At 66.3% G+C, this 17073-nt stretch carries 15 protein-coding genes; 10 read left to right on the top strand and 5 right to left on the bottom strand.

Going from position 1 to position 17073, the window contains the following annotated elements; translation table 11 throughout:
- Positions 1–82: 82 nt before the first annotated feature.
- The 7 genes from AB7849_RS09060 to AB7849_RS09030 all read left to right on the top strand — a co-directional run bounded on the left by AB7849_RS09060 (position 83) and on the right by AB7849_RS09030 (position 5409).
- Positions 83–1186 carry a PQQ-dependent sugar dehydrogenase gene (locus tag AB7849_RS09060; RefSeq protein WP_008208681.1) on the top strand — a complete coding sequence of 368 codons (1104 nt, stop codon included), beginning with the start codon at positions 83–85 and terminating at the stop codon, positions 1184–1186.
- A 761-nt stretch (positions 1187–1947) separates the two neighbouring features.
- Positions 1948–2568 carry a YbhB/YbcL family Raf kinase inhibitor-like protein gene (locus AB7849_RS09055; RefSeq protein WP_008212309.1) on the top strand — a complete coding sequence of 207 codons (621 nt, stop codon included), beginning with the start codon at positions 1948–1950 and terminating at the stop codon, positions 2566–2568.
- A gap of 248 nt (positions 2569–2816) precedes the next feature.
- A complete protein-coding gene (locus AB7849_RS09050; RefSeq protein WP_008216284.1) occupies positions 2817–2972 on the top strand; it encodes a DUF1328 domain-containing protein in 156 nt (51 codons plus the stop codon).
- Between the two features lie 76 nt (positions 2973–3048).
- The gene (locus tag AB7849_RS09045) at positions 3049–3411 is read left to right on the top strand and encodes a DUF883 family protein (protein ID WP_008216274.1); all 363 of its coding nucleotides are present in this window, start codon (positions 3049–3051) and stop codon (positions 3409–3411) included.
- A gap of 26 nt (positions 3412–3437) precedes the next feature.
- A complete protein-coding gene (locus tag AB7849_RS09040) occupies positions 3438–3947 on the top strand; it encodes a hypothetical protein (RefSeq protein WP_008216272.1) in 510 nt (169 codons plus the stop codon).
- Positions 3944–4237 (top strand): hypothetical protein, encoded by a 294-nt coding sequence (locus tag AB7849_RS09035; protein ID WP_008216270.1) that lies wholly within the window; start codon positions 3944–3946, stop codon positions 4235–4237. Before AB7849_RS09040 ends, AB7849_RS09035 begins: the two co-directional genes overlap by 4 nt.
- Positions 4234–5409 (top strand): AI-2E family transporter, encoded by a 1176-nt coding sequence (locus tag AB7849_RS09030; protein WP_369500927.1) that lies wholly within the window; start codon positions 4234–4236, stop codon positions 5407–5409. Before AB7849_RS09035 ends, AB7849_RS09030 begins: the two co-directional genes overlap by 4 nt.
- Positions 5410–5585: 176 nt before the next feature.
- On the opposite strand, the gene AB7849_RS09025 is transcribed toward AB7849_RS09030, so the two are convergent.
- The 4 genes from AB7849_RS09025 to AB7849_RS09010 all read right to left on the bottom strand — a co-directional run bounded on the left by AB7849_RS09025 (position 5586) and on the right by AB7849_RS09010 (position 12368).
- Positions 5586–6341: an SDR family NAD(P)-dependent oxidoreductase gene (locus AB7849_RS09025; protein WP_008215123.1), complete on the bottom strand. Its 756-nt coding sequence runs from the start codon at positions 6339–6341 to the stop codon at positions 5586–5588.
- Complete coding sequence (locus AB7849_RS09020) at positions 6338–7786, bottom strand: efflux transporter outer membrane subunit (protein WP_008215124.1); 1449 nt, start codon at positions 7784–7786, stop codon at positions 6338–6340. Before AB7849_RS09020 ends, AB7849_RS09025 begins: the two co-directional genes overlap by 4 nt.
- Before the next feature lies 1 nt (position 7787).
- The gene (locus tag AB7849_RS09015; protein ID WP_369500921.1) at positions 7788–10973 is read right to left on the bottom strand and encodes an efflux RND transporter permease subunit; all 3186 of its coding nucleotides are present in this window, start codon (positions 10971–10973) and stop codon (positions 7788–7790) included.
- A 114-nt stretch (positions 10974–11087) separates the two neighbouring features.
- Positions 11088–12368 (bottom strand): efflux RND transporter periplasmic adaptor subunit, encoded by a 1281-nt coding sequence (locus AB7849_RS09010; RefSeq protein WP_008215125.1) that lies wholly within the window; start codon positions 12366–12368, stop codon positions 11088–11090.
- 142 nt (positions 12369–12510) lie between these two features.
- Here AB7849_RS09010 and AB7849_RS09005 point away from each other — a divergent pair, with 142 nt between their 5' ends.
- Positions 12511–13509, top strand: coding sequence for a LysR family transcriptional regulator (locus AB7849_RS09005; RefSeq protein WP_008215126.1), 999 nt, complete (start codon positions 12511–12513; stop codon positions 13507–13509).
- Here AB7849_RS09005 and AB7849_RS09000 read toward each other — a convergent pair.
- Positions 13455–14249 carry an undecaprenyl-diphosphate phosphatase gene (locus tag AB7849_RS09000; protein ID WP_008215127.1) on the bottom strand — a complete coding sequence of 265 codons (795 nt, stop codon included), beginning with the start codon at positions 14247–14249 and terminating at the stop codon, positions 13455–13457. The two genes, AB7849_RS09005 and AB7849_RS09000, sit on opposite strands and share 55 nt — an antisense overlap.
- A gap of 390 nt (positions 14250–14639) precedes the next feature.
- Between AB7849_RS09000 and AB7849_RS08995 the strand changes: the two genes are divergently transcribed.
- Together AB7849_RS08995 and glnA are read left to right on the top strand one after the other, a co-directional pair.
- A complete protein-coding gene (locus AB7849_RS08995; protein WP_008215128.1) occupies positions 14640–15410 on the top strand; it encodes a TorF family putative porin in 771 nt (256 codons plus the stop codon).
- 182 nt (positions 15411–15592) lie between these two features.
- Complete coding sequence (glnA, locus tag AB7849_RS08990; RefSeq protein WP_008215129.1) at positions 15593–17002, top strand: type I glutamate--ammonia ligase; 1410 nt, start codon at positions 15593–15595, stop codon at positions 17000–17002.
- Positions 17003–17073: the final 71 nt, after the last annotated feature.

The following is a 17073-nucleotide window of genomic DNA, read 5'->3' as shown; positions in this document are numbered from 1 at the left end:
GTGCGCCACGTTAGCAGAGCGGGTGCTGCCGTGGCGTGGCGGTCGGTATAGGCTTGGGACTTCTCGCTACGGAGTCGCCGCCATGCGCATTGTGTCGTGCCTGCTGTCGATGGTGATGATGTCGATGCTGTTGCCCGTACCGGCGCTGGCTTCGCCGCAGCTCGACAAGCTGGTGTTGCCGAAGGGTTTCCATATCGCGGTGTATTCGGACCAGGTGCCGAACGCGCGCGAGATTGCGCTGGGTGCGAAGGGCACCGTGTTCGTGGGCTCGATGGGCGCCGGCAAGGTCTATGCGCTGACCGACACGAATCACGACGGCCGCGCCGACAAGGTGCGGGTGATCGCCAGTGGCCTGGAAATGCCGGTGGGCGTGGCGTTCCACGATGGCGATCTGTACGTCTCCGCGGTCAGCCGCATCCTGGTGTTGCGTGACATCGAGGACCACCTCGACGATCCGCCGACGCCGCAGGTGGTCTACGACAAGTTGCCCACCGAACGTCACCACGGCTGGAAATTCATCGCCTTCGGCCCGGACGGCAAGCTCTACGTGCCGATCGGCGCGCCGTGCAACATCTGCAACCCGGGCAACGGCTACGCCAAGCTGCTGCGCATGAACCCGGACGGCAGCGACGTGCAGGACGTGGCCTATGGCATCCGCAACACCGTCGGCTTCGACTGGCGCCGCGGCTCGCACCAGCTGTGGTTCACCGACAACGGTCGCGACATGCTCGGCGACAACGTGCCCAGCGACGAGTTGAACCGGGTCTCGCACCTGAGCGAAAACTTCGGCTACCCGTTCTGCCACGAAGGCGACATCCTCGACCCGGAATTCGGCAAGGGTCATTCCTGCAAAAACTACACCCCGCCCGTGCTGAAACTCGGCGCCCACGTAGCCTCGCTCGGCATGCGCTTCTACTACGGCCGACAATTCCCGGCCAGCTATCGCGGCGCCATCATCATCGCCGAACACGGCTCGTGGAACCGCACCAAAAAATCCGGCTATCGCGTGATGACGGTGCGGCTGCACGGCGACAAGGTGGTCTCCTACGAACCCCTGATCACCGGCTTCCAGCAAGACCAGAAAGCCTGGGGTCGGCCTGTGGATGTGCAGCCGCTGCCTGATGGGAGTTTGCTGGTCAGTGATGATTTGGCGGGGGCGGTGTATCGGGTGACATACACGCCCTGAGAGTGGGTGTGCTGGCGCACGAGTGTTTTGTTGGATGGCCGGATGCCACTGGTGTGTGCCGTCACCTGTGGTGACGGGGGTTCCGCCCGCCTGCCGGCGGCCGGGTTCATTTTCTCGCTTGTCCACAAACGCGTCTGGAACGTGTTTGAACGGCGAAGCCGGCCCGAAGGGCGGAGGGCAGAGCCTGTCCCGGACCTGATCCGGGAATGCCCGGAGTAAAAAACAGAACCAAAAGAGGGGCACCCTGCGTTCGCGCCCACCGGCTCTACGAGCCGGCGGGTCCGCGCACGGCTACGGGGGTTCGCCGACAGCACATCCTGTGCTGACGGCGAACTGGCCGGCATCCCTGCCGGCCACCCTGCGGGCCTGATCCTCCGCCGCGCGCCGCTCTCGAAGGGGATGAAAAGCCGCACACCGTAGCGCCAAGCTCGACCATGCGCATCTGCTCTTCCTATCCCTCAGTTAACGGTGACGGCGCGGAGTGGCCGATGGTGTAACAGGAAGAGCCACTTCTGTTCCAAAAATCCTCAAGCGCCAAGGCTTGTAGGGTCGGCGGGTCCCACAGGCCCTTTCTCTGGGTTACGTCTCTTTGGGCCAGCAAAGAGAGGTAACTCGGGCGCCGGCAGGCGCTCGAAAGCCCGCCGCAGGCGAGCCCGTCATCGATCACGCTGACACAAGCGAAAGAGCCCGCCGCAGGCGAGCAACCCAACATCACGCCCCACCCACTACGATAAACAAAATCCCAAAAACGGAAGCCCCTCATGCAACTGCAAAGCGACAACTTCCAACACACCCACCCCATCCCCACCCGCAACGCCTTCGGCAAGCCAGGCCACCCGATCGAACTGTCCGACAACCTCAGCCCGCACCTGCTGTGGACGGACGCCCCGAACGACACCCGTTCGTTCGTGCTCACCTGCATCGACACCGACGTACCCAGTCGTGGTGATGACGTGAACAAGGAAGGTCGCACGGTTCCTGCCGACCTGCCCCGCGTGGAGTTCGTGCACTGGTTGATGGCGAACATTCCGCCCGAGTGCGGCGAGCTGGGTGAGGGTGCCTGCTGCGATGGCATCACTCCGCGCGGCAAGCGCGAACCCTTCGGTCCGCCCGGCAGCGTGCAGGGCAAGAACGATTACACCGGCTGGTTTGCCGGCGATGCCGAGATGGCCGGCGACTACCTGGGTTACGACGGCCCGTGCCCGCCGTGGAACGACAGCATCGTGCACCACTATCACTTCCGCATCCACGCGCTGGACGTGGCCGAGCTCGACCTGCGTCCGGGTTTCGATCTGGCCGAACTGCGCGCGGCGATGGCCGGTCACGTGCTGGCCGAGGCGGAACTGCTGGGCACCTACACGATCAATCCCGCCGCGGCGTGATCGGGCCGCGCCGGGGCGGCTGGCCGCCTCCGGGAGCCGGTCGGGCTTGAGCTGGCTGCGTTGCCGCGTTGTCGACGCGACCCGCGGCCGTGATCGCGGGCACGGTTTCTGCGATCGCGTTGCCCGTCCGATGTGGGCGGCGCGTGCAGGCCGGCGCGGACGGCCTTCACGCCCAGCGCGCATGGGTTGTGGGGAAATGGCGGCGTGGAGCGCATGGGCGGCTCCTGCACTGTCAAGAGGAACCCACCATGCTGCACTACGCCTTGGTCTTTCTGGTGATCGCCATCATCGCCGCGTTGCTGGGCTTCACCGGCATCGCCGGCACGGCGGCATGGATTGCCAAGGTCTTGTTCGTCATTTTCCTGATTCTGGCGGCGATCGCGTTTTTCCGTCGTTCTGGCTGAATGATCGGCCGAGGCGGCACGCCGACGGTGGCGCCAACCCGCTAGAGTGATCCCCTCCCCGACTCCGGAGACAACCATGAGCAAGCAAGTCCAGACGCAGGCCGCCGAGGCCGGCAGCCGCATCGACGAAGGCGCCGCACGCGTCAAGCAGGCGACATCCGACGCGGTGGCCAGCACCAAGGATGCCGTTGATCGCGCCGCCGACCACGTCGAGGAAAGCCTGCACCACGCCACCGACAAGGCCGCCGATGCCGCCAATCGCGCCACCGACAAGGCCAGCGAGCTGGGCGAGCGCGGCCGTGCGGCCTATGACCGCAGCGTGGATCGTGCCGATGAATGGCTGGACCAGGCGCGCGACTACGTGCGCGAAAAACCGGTGCAGTCGGTGGCCATCGCGCTGGGCGCGGGCTGGTTGCTTGGCCGCATCCTGCGTCGCTGACGTGGTGAACGGCACGGGCACGGCGGATGCACGATTCCGTGGCTGAGGACGCGACGGGCACTCCGCCGCCCGATCCCTCGGCGAGCAAGCCGTCATCGAGCGAGCCGCCCGCCGAGCCAGCACCGTCCCTGCTGGCCGAAGTTGGCCAGCTGGGGCGCGCGGTGCGCAAGTTGTTCGGTGCCCAGTTGCACTTGCTGGCCACCGAACTCGGGCTGGCTCGCAGCGCGGTATCGTGGATGCTGGTGGCAGGGCTGGCAGCCACGGTGGCCGGTGTAGGCCTGGGGCTGACCTTGCTGGGTCTGGTCGGTGTGTTGCTGGCGGCGTGGTTCGGTTCGTGGACCTGGGCGTTGCTGGCACTGGCGCTGCTGCAGGCGTTGTTCCTGCTCGGCGCGATCCTGCTGTTCCGGCGTTGCATGCACTGGATGAGCCTGCCCGCCACGCGCAGCGAGTGGAACGCGATGATGCACGAGACGCTGCGCAAGGCCGACCAGGACGTGGATGCCGAATCGAAGCACGAGGGGGAGGTGGAACGATGAAGCTGCTCAGGGAATTGACCAAGGTGCGCACCGCACAAGCGCGGGTGGCGGCACACCGTGCCGAGCTGGCGACGCCGGCGGCGGCGTTGCTGGCACGCGGACACCGCTATCCGCTGGCCACGGTGGGTGCGGCGGCCGGTGCCGGTTTCGTGCTGGGCAAGTTGAACGTGCATCCGTTGCGCGTGCCAGGCCTCGGCACGCTGCTCAGTGGCGGTTTCGCCGAAATCGTGGCGCACGGCACCCGCTTGCTGGCCGAGCTGGGTGCCGCTGGCGGCGACCCGCAGGCATGAGCACGATCGACCCTCCCGGCACGCCGGCCATGGCGGCTGGCGGCGACGTGCCCGTGCACGTGGTGGTGCAGGATGTTCCGCTTGGCGTGACGCGCGTGCGGCGGTTGTCGCACAGCTTGCGCAGCGGCCGTGGCGTGCGCCGGCATCTGCGCGGCATTCGCGTGGTGCTCAACGCGATGCTGCTGCTGGCGTTGCTGTACACCGCCACCATCACGCGGGCCCTGCTGATTCCGCTGGTGCTGGCGGCGTTCATCGGGCTGGCGCTCAATCCCATCGTGGCGTTCGCCGCACGCCGGCACATCCCGCGTGCGCTGGCGGCCAGCGTGCTGGTGATTGCGCTGATCGGCGGCATCGGCACCGGCATCGGCATGCTGGCGCAACCGGCGATGGGCTGGTTCCACAATGCCCCGCACGCGATCCGCAGTTTCATCCCCAAGCTGGAACACATCACCCGCCCGCTGGAGGCGGCCAACCGCGCCACCCAGACCCTGGTGAACGGCCATGCGACACGTGTGGCACCGCATCCGGCCGACGTGGCGATCAGTGCGTGGGACGTGGTGTCCAACGCGCCCAAGATTCTGGCCGCGGTGTTGAGCGTGGTGCTGCTGGTGTTCTTTTTCCTGGTCTATGGCGACACGCTGCTGCGACGGCTGGTCGAGATCGGCCCGGACTTCCGCTACAAGCGGCATGCCGTGTCGATCGTGCGCAGCATCCAGGTCGAGGTGTCGCGCTACATCCTCACCACCACGGTGATCAATTTCACCCTGGGCGCGATCACCGCCGGCATGCTGTGGCTGCTGCACGTGCCCGATCCGTTGCTGTGGGGCGCAGTGGCGATGCTGGCCAACTTCATTCCCTACGTCGGCGCCATCGTCACCACGACTGTGCTGCTGCTGGTCGGCCTGATCCACTTCGACGCGCTTGGCAGCGCCGTACTGCCGGCACTGTGCTTCGCCTGCATCACCGCGTTCGAGGGCAACGTGATCACGCCGATGATCCTGGGCCGGCGCATGCGCGTAAGTCCGATCGCGATCCTGCTCTGGTTGTTGATCTGGGGCTGGCTGTGGGGTGTCCCCGGCGCGCTGCTGGCCGTGCCGATGCTGACCAGCACCAAGCTGATCGCCGAGCACATGCGCGGCTGGGAATGGTTCGCGCTGATGGTGCAGCGGTAGAAGCATGCTTCGCGACCCATGGGGGCGCCACGCCACGCTCCTGGTTGGATGCCGTGTAGGAGCGCACCCTGTGCGCGATGCTCTTCGTCACGTCACGGAAAAGCCATCGCGCACAGGGTGCGCTCCTACAGGGGGTGCGGGGTTTTCGAGCTGTACGGCAACGGGTGGTTGCTGGTCTACCAGTCGATCCGTTGGCCATCGCGGAACAGCCTGCCGTTGACGCCGGGTTCGGGAAGACACGCTGCCCACACGATGCCGGCGGCGCCTTGTTCGACGGGCCGTCCGCCGCTGCCGCCGAGGTCGGTGGCGACCCAGCCGGGACAGACCGCGTTGACCAGGATCCCGCTGCCGGCCAGTTCGGTGGCAAGGGTGCGGGTGAAGGCGTTCAACGCGGCCTTGGACACGCGATAGGCGGGATAGCCGATGGCGTCCGGCGCGCCGGTGGCGCAGCCGCTGGTGACGTTGACGATGCGGCCGTAGCCGTGCCGGCGCATCAGCGGCAGCAGCGCGTGACACAGTCGCCACGCGCCGAGCAGATGGGTGTCGAGCGCGGCTTGCACCGCGGCGACATCCACGCTTTCGGCGCGGGCAGTCGCGTCCAGATGGCCGCCCGCGTTGTTCACCAGCACGTCGAGGCGACCGTATTTGCGTTCGATCAAGGCAGCCACGGCGTCGACTTGCTCGGGCCGGTCCACGTCGAGCGCCACCGGGATCACATCGCCCGCATGGCCGGTCAGTTGTTTCGCCGCTTGTTTGCCCTTGGCGGGATCGCGTGCGCCGAGCAACACGGTGTAGCCGCGTTCGGCCAGTTGCCGCGTCACCTCGAAACCCAGCCCGCGGTTGGCGCCGGTGACCAGCGCCACGCGGTGCGTGGGCGAGATCGTCGATCCGGTGGTTGCTTCCGCGGGCCGAGGCGTACGCGTTGCGTTCATGGCACGTCGGCCACGGCCGCTTGCGCCACCTTGCTGCAATGCTCATCGCCGCAGGCTTGCCAGCCGCCGCCGAGTGCCTTGTACAGCGCCACCGCACGGGTGTCGATGGCCGCTTCGCCCTGGGCCAGCGCATCCTCGGCAGCCAATTGCACGCGCTGGGCGTCGAGCAGTTCGAGGAAGCCGGTGGCGCCTTCCTTGTAGCGGATGCGGGCGAGATCGGCGGCGTGGCGGCTGTTGCTGGCCTGGTCGATCAGCTTGTCCACGCTGGCGTGTTGCTGGTTGTAGCCGGTGACCGCGTTGTCGACGTCCTCGATCGCTTCCAGCACGGTGCGCTGGTAGTTCGCCTGCGCCGCATCGGTGCGGGCTTCGGCGGCATGCAGGTTGGCGCGCACGCGCTGCACGTTGAGCCCGTTCCAGGTGATGCTGGGCGTGAGCGACCAGGCACGCGTGGACGGACTGCCAAAGTCGTTGCTGCGCCCCGCGAGGAAACCGAGGAAACCACCCAGCGAGATGTGCGGGAAGAAATCCGCCTTGGCCACGCCGATGCGCGCGGTGGCGGCGGCGTACTCGCGTTCGGCCGCGCGCACGTCGGGCCGACGTGCCAGCACGTTGCCGGCGTCGCCGATCGGCAGCACGGTGTCGATCGGGTGGAAGGTGCCCGGCGACACGTCCACGTCCAGCTCGCCGGGACGTTCGCCCAGCAGCACGGCCAGGCGGTACTCGCTGGCGTGCGCCTGCATGTCGAGCAGCGGCAGTTGCGCTTGCACCGCATTCAACTGGGCGCTGGCGCTGGCCAGATCCTGGTCGGAGGCAGTGCCCACGTCGACGCGGGCACGGATCACCTTCAGCGTGTCTTGCTGGTTGGCGATGTTGCGCTGGGCGATGGCTTGCCGCTGCTGCGTGCCGCGCAACAGGAAGTAATTGCGCGCCACCTCGGCGAACAGGCTGACCTGGGCGTCCTGCAGCGCTGCCTCGCTGGCACCGAGATCGGCGCCGGCGGCTTGCACCGAGCGACGCACGCCACCGAACAGATCCAGTTCCCACGAGGCATCGAAGCCGGCCTGGTAACTGGTGGTGGTCACGCGCTGGTCAGTGAAGCCGGGCTGCTGCTCGCGGCTGCGGCTGTAACTGATGCCGGTGTTGATGGTGGGCCACTGCTGCGACTTCGCACCGCCGAGCAGCGCGCGCGATTCGGCCAGCCGCGCCACCGCGATGCGCAGGTCGAGGTTGTTCGCCGCGGCCTTCTGGATCAGCGCGTTCAGCGTGGGATCGTTGAACTGTTTCCACCATTGCGCCTGGAACTGCGTGGCGCTTTCGCGCGCGGCGTCCGTACCTTGCACCTGCATCGGCGCGGTGTGCGGCGTCTGGTAGTTCGGCCCCACGCTGGCGCAACCGGCCAGCGCGAGTGCGGCGAACAGCACGGTGTTACGAATCAGCGATGTCATCTCAGTGGCCCTCCAGCGCCGGCAGTGCGTCGGTCTGCGCGTGCTTGCGCGCCTCGCGACGTTCCACCAGCGCGCGGATCAGTACGTAGAACAGCGGGGTGTAGATCAGTCCGAAGATGGTCACGCCGAGCATGCCGGAGAACACCGCCACGCCCATCGCGTGACGCATTTCCGCGCCGGCGCCGTGCGAAGTCACCAGCGGCACCACGCCCATGATGAAAGCGATCGAGGTCATCAGGATCGGCCGCAGTCGCAGGCGTGCCGCTTCCAGCACTGCCTCGTGGCGGCTCATGCCTTCCAGCTGCATTTCGCGGGCGAACTCGACGATCAGGATCGCGTTCTTGCACGCCAGTCCGACCAATACGATCAAGCCGATCTGGGTGAAGATGTTGTTGTCGCCACCCGACAGCCACACGCCGGCGATCGCGGACAAGAGCACCATCGGCACGATCAGGATCACCGCCAGCGGCAGCGACCAGCTTTCGTACAGCGACGACAGCACCAGGAACACCAGCAGCACGCACAACGGGAACACCAGGATCGCGGTATTGCCGGCGAGGATCTGCTGGTAGGTCAGCTCGGTCCACTCGTAGCTCATGCCGTTGGGCAGGTTGTCCGCCGCCAGCTTCTCCATCGCCGCCTGCGCCTGGCCGGAACTGAAGCCGGGCGCGGGGCCACCATTGATCTCGGCGGTCGGGTAACCGTTGTAGTGCTGCACGCGATCCGGGCCGGCACCGCGCTTGACGGTGACGAACGAACCCAGCGGCACCATCTGGCCCTTGTCGTTGCGCGTCTTCAACTGGCCGATGTCGGCCAGGTCGTGGCGGAACGCCGGCTCGGCGGACACGTTCACCTGGTAGGTTCGGCCGAAGCGGTTGAAGTCGTTGACGTACAGCGAGCCCAGGTAGGCCTGCATGGTCTGGTACACGTCGGACAGGTTCACGCCTTCGGCCTTGGCCTTCTCGCGATCCACGTCGGCATCCACCTGCGGCACGCTGACCTGGAAGCTGGAGAACAGCCCGGCCAGTGCCGGCGTCTTGCGGCTGGCCGCGATCAGCTTCTGGGTCTGCTGGTACAGCTCGTCGAAACCGAGCTGGCCGCGGTCCTCGATCTGGATGCGGAAGCCGCCGATCGTGCCCAGCCCCTGTACCGGCGGCGGCGGGAAGATCGCGATGTAGGCATCCTGGATGGCCGCGAATTTCTGGTTGAGCGTGGCCGCGATGGCGCCGGCCGACAGCGAAGGGTCACGCCGATCCTCGAACGGCTTCAGCGTCACGAACACGATGCCCGAGTTCGGCGAGTTGGTGAAGCCGTTGATCGACAGGCCGGGGAAGGCCACGGCGTGTTCCACGCCCGGCTGTTTCAGCGCGATCGCGCTCATCCGTTCGATCACGTCCTGCGAGCGGTCGAGCGAGGACGCGTCGGGCAGTTGCGCGAACGCCACCAGGTACTGCTTGTCCTGCGCCGGCACGAAACCGGTGGGCACGTGGGCGAAGCCGAACCAGGTCAGCGCGATCAGCCCGGCGTACAGCAACAGCGCGGCCGGCCCCTTGCCCTGCAAGCGGCGGGTGCCTTCCACGTAGCGTTCCGAGCCACGATGGAACATGCGGTTGAACGGGTGGAACAACCAGCCCAGGCCGCGGTCGAGGATGCGCGTGAGGCGATCCTTCGGCGCGTCGTGCGGCTTCAGCAGTATCGCCGCCAGTGCCGGGCTCAAGGTCAGCGAGTTGAACGCGGAGATCACCGTGGAGATCGCGATGGTGATCGCGAACTGGCGGTAGAACTGGCCGGTCAGACCGCTGATGAAGGCGGTGGGGATGAACACCGCGCACAGCACCAGCGCGGTGGCCACGATCGGCCCGGTCACTTCGTGCATGGCCTTGCGCGTGGCTTCCTTCGGCGATTGGCCGAGCGCGATGTGCCGCTCGACGTTTTCCACCACCACGATGGCGTCATCCACCACGATGCCGATCGCCAGCACCATGCCGAACAGCGACAACGCGTTGAGCGAGAAGCCGATCAGGTACATCACCGCGAACGTGCCGACCAGCGACACCGGCACCGCGATCAGCGGAATCACCGAGGCGCGCCAGGTCTGCAGGAACAGGATCACCACCAGCACCACCAGCAGGATCGCTTCCAGCAACGTGTGCGCCACCGCCTCGATCGAGCCGCGCACGAACACCGTGGGATCGTAGACGATGCGGTAGTCCACGCCCTGCGGGAAGGTCTTCTTCAACTGCGCCATGGTGGCGCGCACTTCGTTGGAGATGTCGATGGCGTTGGAGCCGGGCCGGGCGAAGATCGGCAGCGCCGCCGCCGGCTGGTTGTCGAGCAAGCTGCGCAGCGCGTACTGGTTCGAGCCCAGCTCGACCCGCGCCACGTCGCCCAGGTGCACCACGCTGCCATCCGCGTCGGTGCGCACGATGATGTTGCGGAAGTCATCCACGCTGCTCAGGCGGCCCTGCGTGTTGACGTTGAGCTGGAACGCCGAGTTGTTCGGGCCGGGCGGCGCATTCAGCGCACCGGCGGCGACCTGCACGTTCTGCTCGCGGATCGCGTTCACCACGTCACCGGTGGTGAGGCCGCGCTGGGCCAGCTTGTCCGGGTTCAGCCACACGCGCATCGAGTACTCGCCGGCGCCGAACACCTGCACGTCACCCACGCCGTTCAACCGGGTCAGCACATCCTTCACGTGCAGGCGCGCGAAGTTCGACAGGTACAGCATGTTGTAGCGATGGTCGGGCGAGACCAGGTGCACCACCATGGTCAGGTCGGGCGAGCTTTTCTGCGTGGTCACGCCGAGCCGCTGCACCTCGTCGGGCAGCCGCGGCAAGGCTTGCGCCACGCGGTTCTGCACTTCGACCTGCGCATTGTTGAGATCGGTGCCGAGGGCAAAGGTCACGGTCAGCGTCATGCTGCCGTCGCTGGTCGCCTGCGAGGACGTGTACAGCATGCCTTCGACGCCGTTGATCTGTTCCTCCAGCGGCGTGGCGACGGTCTCGGCGATCACCTTGGGGTTGGCGCCGGGGTAGCTGGCCTTCACCACCACGGTGGGCGGTACGACCTCGGGGTATTCGCTGATCGGCAACTGGAACACCGCAATGCCGCCGGTAATCAGCAACAGCAGCGACAGCACGGCGGCCATGATCGGCCGATCGACGAAAAACTGGGCAATGTTCTTCATGGGGTTACCTTGGGGTCACGTCGTGCGGGTCCTTCCTTCTCCCGTCGGGAGAAGGTGCCCGCAGGGCGGATGAGGGTTCGGCGAAGCTTTCGAGGCGGCGCGCTGGCCGTACCCTCACCCGCCTGCCGGCACCCTCTCCCGGGGGGAGAGGGATGCAATAGGCGATGCAGCGGCGCCATGGTTGGCCTGCGCAGTGTCCGCATCGGGGGAAGCCGGTGCGGTCGCTTCCACCAGCGCCTTGTCGCGTGCGTTGAGCCGGTAGGTCATGGCCACCAGCTGCGGATTCACCTCGACACCGGGACGCACGTGCTGCAGGCCGTTCACCACCACCTTGTCGCCGGCCTTCAGGCCGTTCTCGACCACGCGCAGCCCATCGACCAGCGGGCCGGTGCTGATGCGCCGGTATTGCACCTTGTGCTCCTTGTCGACCACATAGACGAACTGGTTGCCGAGGTCGGTGCCGACCGCGCGGTCGTCGATCAGCAGGCGCGGTTTCGGTTGGCCGCTTTGCAGGCGCACGCGGGCGTACAGGCCGGGAGTGAACAGGCCGTCGTGGTTGTTGAACACCGCGCGCAGCCGCATCGTGCCGGAATCGACGTGCAACTGGTTGTCGACGAAATCGAGCTGGCCCGCATGCGGGTAGCCGCTTTCGTCGGTCAACTCCATCGCGGCGCCGATGTGTGCGACGTGGCCGCCCTGGCGAGCCTTGGCGCGCAGGTGGTCAAGCTTCAGCCAGGTCTGTTCGTCCACGTCGAAATACACGTAGACCGGATTCACCGAGACCACACTGGTCAGTACGTCGGCGCTGGAAACCAGGTTGCCGGGGGTGACGCGCACATTGCTGACGCGGCCGTCGATCGGCGCGCGCACCTGGGTGAAGCCGAGATTCAACTGCGCCGATGCCAGTGCCGCGTTGGCCGCCGCGAGTGCCGCTTGCGCACTTTGCGCGGCGGTGGTCTGGCGGTCGGCATCGGCCTGCGCGATGGCGTGCTGGGCGAGCAAGCGGGTGGCGCGGCTGGCGTCGTCACGGGCCAGTTTCAGCGCGGCACGGGCCTGGTCGCGCTGGGCGGCCAGCCGGTCGACCTCGGCCTGGAACGGGCGCGGGTCGATGCGGAACAGCACGTCACCCTTGTGTACCAGGGCGCCTTCCTTGAAGGCCACCGCGTCGACGTAGCCGCCCACGCGCGGACGTACCTGCACGGTATCGACGGCCTGCACGTGGCCGGTGAATTCGGCGCTGTCGCTGACCGAACGCAGCAAGGCGGGGGCCACGGTGACGTCGGGCGGACCGCCGGCGGCGGCCTGGGCATGGCTTTCGCCGTGGCTGCCGAGCAAGGCCCAGCTGCCGGCGACGGCCACCACGACGAGGCCGGCAAGGATCAGTTTCTTCTTCATTGTCACGCTCCGGGGAGTGGGGCCGTGCGGCAACGCAGCACGGTGGGGGCGTGATAATATAAATACTGTACGGTACAGTTAACCCCTTTCGGGCGCACACCAATCGTGACTGCGAGTCACGAATGACGCTATGGTGACGAGTATGGAAGACTTCTCGGCAATATCCAGCTTCGTTCGCGTGGTCGAAGCGAAGAGTTTTGCGGCCGCCGCCGCCCAGCTCGGCATGACGCCGTCCGGGGTCAGTCGGGCGGTGTCCAGGCTGGAGGAACAGATCGGCGTTCGCCTGCTGTTCCGCAGCACGCGGGCGTTGCGGCTTACCGACGACGGCGAATCGTTCTACCAGCGCTGCAAGGACATCCTGGCCGACCTGGGCGAGGCAGTGGAGGCGTTGAACTACGCGCGTACCAAGCCCAAGGGCAAGCTGCGCGTGGCGGTGAACGTGTCGGTGGGTCGGGCGGCGTTGATCCCCAACCTGGCCGAGTTCGAGGCACGCTTTCCCGATATCCGGCTGGAGCTGTCGATGAGCGACCGCAACATCGGCCTGATCGAGGAAGGCATCGACTGCGCGATCCGCATGGGCGAGCTGGAGGATTCCAACCTGATCGCGCGCAAGCTCGGTTATTTCAGCAACGTGCTGTGCGCGTCACCGAGCTACCTCGAACGCCACGGCGCTCCCGTCAGCATCGACGATCTCAAGCAGCACCACTGCATCAACTACATCTATCCCACCAGCGGCCGCCCCTACCAGTGGCAGTTCGACACGCCGGACGGGCGCATCGCGCTGGATATAGACGCGCACCTGCTGATCAACGACGGCGAGTCGGTGATCCAGGCCGCCATCGCCGGGCTGGGCATCATCCAGACGCCGCACTGGCTGGCTGCCAGCGCGATCGGCTACGGCAAGCTCAAGGTGATCATGGAAGACACCATCTCCACCGGCTCGCCGGTGTGGATCGTCTATCCGCAGAAGAAGCACCTGTCGGCGCGCGTGCAAGCCTTCATCGAATGGGTGCACGAGCTGTTCCAGCGCACCAACGTACCGGCTTGCCGGCTGGCGATGGTCGCGCCAGCCATGCCGGCCATCGCTCAGGCGCCGGTCGGCATCAACAGCAGCAAGGCGGCGCCCAGCGCGATGCGGTAAACCGCAAACGCGGTGTAGCGATGGGTGCGGATGTAGGAGAGCAGCCACTTCACCGCGATGAAGGCGACGATCAGCGAGACGATGAAGCCGACGCCGAGCGCGGTCCAGTCCTCGTGCACCGCGCCGCCGTCCTTGAACACCTTCAGCAGCTCATAGCCGGTGGCCGCGTACATGGTGGGGATGCCGACCAGGAACGAGAACTCGGTGGCCGCCGCGCGGTTGCTGGTACCGAACAACAGCGCGGTGAAGATGGTGGCGCCGGAGCGCGAGGTGCCGGGGAAGATGCCAGCCACCATCTGCGCCACGCCGACCAGGATCGCCACCGGCCAGGTCACCTCGCTGCGATCCGGCTTCTTCGCCGCGATCTGCTCGGCACCGATCATCCAGAAGCCGCCGATCACCAGCGCCCAGGCAATCGGAGTCACCGTCTCGGGCAGCTTGAAGCCGTAGTGGGTGACGATCAGCCCCAGCACGCAGGTGATCAGGAACGCCACCACGAGCTTGAACAGGTAGCTGCGCGTGGCCGCATCGCGCCAGCCGGTCAGCAATTGCCAGATGCGCTTCCAGTACACCATCGTGATCGCCAGGATCGCGCCGGCCTGGATGCCCACGTTGAACAGGTCCGAGCGCGCGCCCAGCCAGTGTTCGGCGATCAGCAGGTGGCCGGTCGAGGAGATCGGCAGGAACTCGGTGATGCCTTCGATGATGCCGAGCAGGATGACGTGGAGGATGTCGGTCACAGGGGCGCAGGTCCGTTTGAGAGTGGGCCGGCGCGATCGGGCGCCGGAAAGGCACATAGCTTAGCGGGACGGGATTGCAGATGGTGGGCGCGTGGCGGTCCGGCAGCGGCCTGTTTGCCGGCACTTCATGTTTGCGCGGGGCCCGATCTGCCCTGGCGCGGGTTTGCACCGATCCGGCGCCCTGCGCTCCCCGCCTTGGCGCAGGCGTGGCTGCATCGGCCCGCAACAACCGCATGCAAGCGCGTTCGGGCCGGCGGCATGCAACTTGCTGAGCCATGCATGGCGCATCGCCGATGCGCCGGACACGACGAGTACTGCATGTGGCTTCCAGCAAATGGACGTCCATATGCCATCCGTCGCGATCCCTGCATTCGCCGATGGAGTCGAGCCATGCCCCGATCCACGAATCATCCAGCCGCCCTTGCCGCTGTCCTCGCCATTCCGCTGGCCGCGATCGCTTTTCCGGCATTCGCCGACAATGCGCCGTCGGGCACACTGAGCGGCAGCGTCGCCGTCACCAACGATTACCTGTTTCGCGGCATCTCGCAGACCAATCGCCATCCCGCGGTGCAGGCCGGCGTGGAGTACGACCGCGACAGCGGCTGGTATGTCGGCGCCTGGGGCAGCAACATCAGCTGGCTGTCGGATGGATCGACGCCGGCACAGCCGGTCTCCAGCAGCGTGGAGCTGGACGCCTATGCCGGCTGGCGCGGAAATCTGGGCAGCGACTGGCACGTCGACGCCGGCCTGTACGAGTACTACTACCCCGGCAGCTATCCGCACGGCTATACCCGGCCGTACACGCTGGAAGGTTATGCCGCGCTGGGCTGGAAGACGCTGACGCTGAAATACTCGCAAACCTTCGGCAACCTGTTCGGCATCGCCGACAGCGCGCACAGTGGTTATGTGGATCTGACCTGGAGCCAGCCATTCGCACCGGGTTGGCAATTCGATGCGCATGTGGGGCACCAGGACGTGGCGCATGACGGGGCCGCGTCCTATTCCGACTGGAAGCTGGACGTGGCGCGCACGTTTGCCCACGGCTGCACGCTGACGTTGGGCTGGTACGGCACCAACGCCCGCCGTCAGGTCTACAGCAATATCGCGGGTCGCTACCTGGGGCGTGGCACGTGGGTGCTGAGCCTGGCCAAGGCTTTCTGAGCCGGGTCGCGCGGGTGCAAAATGTTCAACATGGTGCAATGTGGGTGGCAAATTGCACCATGTTGGCTTAATTTGAGCCGGCCCAGGTGCGCAATGGCCTGTTCCGGCGGACTTTTCACGTCTGGCACAGCCTTTGCTCTGTCTTGTTCCATACTGCACGTCCACCCAGCCGAGGTTTCCGCATGACTGCCCAGCAAGTACTCGACCAGATCCAGGAACACGAGGTCGAGTTCGTCGACTTCCGTTTTGCCGACATGCTCGGCAAGCACCACCACGTGACGTTCCCGGCACACAGCATCGACGAGTCGACCTTCGAGGACGGCAAGATGTTCGACGGCTCGTCGATCACCGGCTGGAAGGGTATCAACGAGTCGGACATGATCCTGATGCCCGATCCGTCCACCGCCTATCTCGACCCGTTCAGCGCACACACCCAGCTGGTGCTGCATTGCGACGTGCTGGAGCCGAGCACCCTGCAGGCCTACGGCCGCGACCCGCGCTCGATCGCCAAGCGTGGCGAGGCCTACCTCAAGTCCACCGGCATCGCCGACACCGCCTTCTTCGGTCCGGAGCCCGAGTTCTTCATCTTCGACTCGATCCGCTGGCAGAACGACATGGGCCGCGTGTTCTACGAGATCGAATCGGAAGAGGCCTCGTGGAGCACGCGCTTCAAGTATGAAGGCGGCAACATGGGCCATCGCCCGGCGGTGAAGGGCGGTTACTTTCCGGTGTCGCCGGTGGACGTGCTGGGCGACCTGCGCGCCGACATGTGCAAGGTGCTGGAATCGCTGGGCCAGACCGTGGAAGTGCACCACCACGAAGTGGCCAACGCCGGCCAGTGCGAGATCGGCGTCAAGTTCAACACCCTGGTGCAGAAGGCCGACGAGCTGATGACGATGAAGTACGTCATCAAGAACGTGGCGCACCAGAACGGCAAGACCGTCACCTTCATGCCCAAGCCGATCGTCGGCGACAACGGCAGCGGCATGCACGTGCACCAGTCGCTGGCCAAGAACGGCGAGAATCTGTTTGCCGGCGATCTGTACGGCGGCCTCAGCCAGACCGCGCTGTGGTACATCGGCGGCATCTTCAAGCACGCCAAGGCGATCAACGCCTTCGCCAACTCCACCACCAACAGCTACAAGCGCCTGGTGCCGGGCTTCGAAGCGCCGGTGATGCTGGCCTACTCCGCGCGCAACCGCTCGGCGAGCTGCCGCATCCCGTACGTGGCCAGCCCGAAGGGCCGCCGCATCGAGGTGCGCTTCCCCGATCCGATGCAGTCCGGCTACCTCACCTTTACCGCGCTGATGATGGCCGGCCTGGACGGTATCCTGAACAAGATCGACCCGGGTGCGCCGGCCGACAAGGATCTGTACGACTTGCCGCCGGAAGAAGAGAAGAACATTCCGCAGGTCTGCGCCAGCCTCGACGCCGCACTGGAAGCGCTGGACAAGGACCGCGACTTCCTCAAGGCCGGCGACGTGTTCACCGACGACTTCATCGACGCCTACATCGGCGTGAAGATGCAGGAAGTCACCCGCTACCGCGCCAGCACGCATCCGCTGGAGTTCCAGATGTACTACGCGCTGTAACGGCGTCGACCACCGCTTGAACCAGCTGCGACGGGCGCCTTGGGCGCCCGTCGTTGTTCAGGGAGTACCCG

Origin of the sequence: Rhodanobacter sp. FW021-MT20 (assembly GCF_041107475.1) — a bacterium.
Classification (GTDB): Bacteria; Pseudomonadota; Gammaproteobacteria; order Xanthomonadales; family Rhodanobacteraceae; genus Rhodanobacter_A; species Rhodanobacter_A glycinis.
Note: the sequence above shows the minus strand (reverse complement) of the source record. Positions and strands in the feature narration are given on the sequence as shown.